Source organism: Stieleria sp. (assembly GCF_041595215.1).
GTDB lineage: Bacteria > Planctomycetota > Planctomycetia > Pirellulales > Pirellulaceae > Stieleria > Stieleria magnilauensis.
In genome coordinates, this window is sequence record NZ_JBFHKV010001185.1 from 1 (window position 1) to 2461 (window position 2461).

The 2461-nt window shown below is 62.4% G+C and carries 3 protein-coding genes; all 3 read right to left on the minus strand.

Annotated elements, in window-relative coordinates; genetic code table 11:
- The coding region (locus ABX749_RS29495; protein ID WP_372899191.1) for a hypothetical protein at positions 1-988 on the minus strand (988 nt) is incomplete at its 3' end.
- The gene (locus ABX749_RS29500) at positions 985-2079 is read right to left on the minus strand and encodes a hypothetical protein (RefSeq protein WP_372899192.1); all 1095 of its coding nucleotides are present in this window, start codon (positions 2077-2079) and stop codon (positions 985-987) included. The genes ABX749_RS29500 and ABX749_RS29495, both read right to left, overlap by 4 nt.
- The coding region (locus ABX749_RS29505) for a hypothetical protein (RefSeq protein ID WP_372899193.1) at positions 2069-2461 on the minus strand (393 nt) is incomplete at its 5' end. The genes ABX749_RS29500 and ABX749_RS29505, both read right to left, overlap by 11 nt.

The window sequence follows — 2461 nt, forward strand, 5'->3', positions numbered from 1 at the left end:
CATCCCCGCCGGCAGCCCCCTGCGACGCCTGGACGTCCGATCCCGAGACCGCCGGTTCATCGACGTTGACGTTGAACAACTGCTTCAGCGCCGCGACGTCGAATCCGCTGACCGTCGCGCCGTCGTTACCGGGGGCCGCGACGACGACGGTGGAGTTTCCGTCGACCATCGAATTCCCGTCTTCGCTGTAGGCGACCTTGAAATTCAGCTGCTCAAGCGGATCGCCGCTGTCGATCTCGTAGTACGCATGGAATTGTCCAACACCGTCGCGGGCCATGAACGACGTGGGGAAGCCACCCGATGCGACCGTGTACAGGTTTCCCGAGCGATCGACTCCGGCCGCGTTCTTGACTGTGATCGTGACGAGATTCCCGTCGGGATCCTCCATCCCCACGTCGTCGGGCGAGTAGATCCACAGATCGATGCGAAATCGCTGGGTTCCGCTTTCGGGAAGTGGGTACTCTTTCGGGACGACCAACGAAGACCGGACGGAGTTTTGAATGCTGTCCACGCTGGCCTGCGTCGCGATCGGGCCGGCCGACAGGTGATCGATGTATCCGGCACGAGTCGCCGTCCACGCGGACGCCAGCGCCGCTCCGTCGGTTCCGCGCATGTTCGACGCCAGTGACGGAATGTAAACGGATTGGTTGTCGTGACCGATCAGCCCGATCGTCTCCTTCACGACCACCCCACCGTCGATTGAGCCGCCGAACAAGACTTCGGAGGCACCCGCGGCGAAAGCGGCGTCGGGCATGTCGACCCGGACAACACCATCGGAGATGTGCAGCATTCCACCGTCGCTGTGAGCGTCATCGACCGCTGACAGGTCGGCCAGGCTTAGCGTGATTTTCAAGCCGCCCTGACGCCGATACCAGATTTCAATGCCGGCCGATGCAGACGTGGGCGCTGGATTCAACGCCAGCCCGTTTGTGTCGAGAAACTGCAGATAGACCGACTGATCGGCGCTGCCGTGGGTGACTTGCCTCATCCGTGGTGCACCATCATCTTCAGCAACGACGAGGGGGCCGCGCCGCCGATCGTTTCGTACAAGTTCTGGTGGACGTACCCGCTGCCCGCCGCGCCTCCGGCCGCACTCGGGAAGCTGCCTGGCGTGACCGAATAACAGCGTCCGGCGATGGACATCATCGACGCGTCGAAATCGGCAACGGCGTAATCGTTGATCCAGCTGTCGCCGCCCACGAATTCAGAGCTCGACACCCTGTACGCGGTGCCGGCGGTCAGCGTGACTGGTGTGCAGGGCTCAATGTAATGCCCGTTCAGCAGCGTACTGGCCGGCGTCACCGTGCACGACGCCACCTGCGCCGCATCGCTGTCACGCCAGACCATGATTTCGTGATCTTGTGACATGCACGCCGAAGCGTCGGTCGGCCGTCCCAGATGTGTCACGCGAATGTCACGCACCGGAGTGAACCGGTACCCGACGTCGCCGCCAAAGTCATTGCGGTTGGCATCGGGAGGCCCCACCTTGATGGCTGGGCGGAAGGCCTGTTCGATCACCTGCACGTAGGAAAGGTAGTCGTCGGTGGTGGCGATCAATCGCAGCGTGGTCGAGGCAAAGTCGTGGACATAGACCGATCCGTTGAATCCGCCGGACGCCGACGCGGTCGCATGATGCACTTGCCGGCCCATGATGTCGGTGACGTTGCCGACCGTGTGGTTGGCCAATGTCGTCGGCACCGAGTACACGAGTGTCTCGCCGTCGTACAGCCGGAAATAGCCGTCGGTGAATCCGAGGTCGGGGCGGGCAGCGATGATGCGAATCGCAAACACTCCCGTGTGGGGAAGATCCAGCCGAAACGAATCAAAGAAATTCCCGGAGTTGTAGCGCACGCTGCCGGCCGTGTTCGGATCGGCGTTGTACGGGCTTCCCAGGTCAGACCCCTGTCGAGCCGTGGTGTAGACTCCGCCGCTGTCTTCGTGGCCAAAGGTCAACCCGTCTCGCGAAACGGGATAGGCATCGGTCGACAAATAGTCGGAACCCAGGCAGTAGGTTTCCCCGGCGTGATCAGCGACGTGACCGGCGGTTTCGCGGAAATTGATGCGTGCCTCAAACGTCATTCCACGCGTCTCCCGCGTCGGACAGGATCTTCGCCGGCGACGCTTTCGCTTTCAGCGCCAGTTCGGCCACTCCTACCGCGGCGTTCGCCCGCGCGACGATGGATGCAAACGCCGCATAGCGATCCTCGGAGGCAATCAGCTCGACTTTCGAGGTTTTAATTTCGTCCAGCGTGACCGGATCGGACCAGAGTCGGGTTTCCTGGTGGCCGATCCATTTCAGTTGCTGTTTCGTCGGTTCGGGGATGGCGGCCAGTTCCGTCGCGACGATCAGCTGGTCCGCCATCGCCAACCACTGGGGATCGGTCGCATCTAGACCCAACGCAGCGAACCGGGCCGCGTTGCCGGTCAGTCCCGCAGCGAGGATTGCTTGGTAGACCGCTTC